This is a genomic window from Aeromonas sp. QDB11, assembly GCF_027705265.1.
GTDB lineage: Bacteria > Pseudomonadota > Gammaproteobacteria > Enterobacterales > Aeromonadaceae > Aeromonas > Aeromonas allosaccharophila.
Genome location: NZ_JAPDBM010000204.1, coordinates 1 through 846 on the forward strand (window position 1 = coordinate 1; position 846 = coordinate 846).

2 protein-coding genes are annotated in these 846 nt (G+C 58.9%); both read left to right on the top strand.

The features are described 5' to 3' along the window. Positions 1–106 precede the first annotated feature (106 nt). Positions 107–253, top strand: coding sequence for a hypothetical protein (locus OKC40_RS22670; protein ID WP_225159555.1), 147 nt, complete (start codon positions 107–109; stop codon positions 251–253). A gap of 252 nt (positions 254–505) precedes the next feature. After that, the coding region (locus tag OKC40_RS22675; RefSeq protein ID WP_270797049.1) for a JAB domain-containing protein at positions 506–846 on the top strand (341 nt) is incomplete at its 3' end.

The window sequence follows — 846 nt, forward strand, 5'->3', positions numbered from 1 at the left end:
GAGCAACCCCGTGTGTTGGCAAGTTTCCTGGCTGACCTGCAGCGTACCTGCACTAATCACGGTTATCGCGTGGAGAGTGACCCCTTACCGCAAGAGGAGACACACGATGTCCAAACAACCGATAGCCGTTGAGCTGGAAGCCATCAATCGAGAGGGGGAAACTCAGGTGGTGCGTGACAGTGGCCTGACCGTGCAGGACTACAGCGTCTACCTGCGGGCTGTGGAGGGCAGTGGGTTGGCGCTGGCCACCTAGGTAGCTGACTACGACACCATAGGACCGGCCTACCAACTGGCGGAACGGCTGAGCGTTGCGCTCGCTATCCTACTCAACGTACTGGTCCCCGGACCGCTGATGCCGGTGAAGCGCACCCCTACAGCCGGAACAGGAGCAGAAGCCGCCACCAAGGCCAACTGAACACCCCTCACAGTGAACCAACAACCGCTCTACCTTTAACCCTGACATGCTTTATGTGTGCCGGGGTTTTGTTTATTTGGAGAACCCCACATGCGTTACCACAAACTCAAAGCCGGGGAATGCCCCGGCACCTATGTCGTCACCGAACCCGTGACCGAGCAAGACCTGTTGCGTATCGCCAATCAGATTGCTCGCAAGCGTCTTGCCAAAGGCTCCGCCATCACCAGTACCACAGAGGCCGCTGAGCGGCTGCAGACCCTGCTGCAGGACCGGGAGCACGAAGTGTTTGGTGCACTGTTCCTCGACTCCCAACATCGTGTACTGGCCTTTGAGGAGCTGTTTCGCGGCACCTTGGACAGCGCCAGTATCTACCCACGGGAAGTGGTCAAGCGGGCCATACTGCTCAACAGTGGGGCCATCATCGCGGTGCA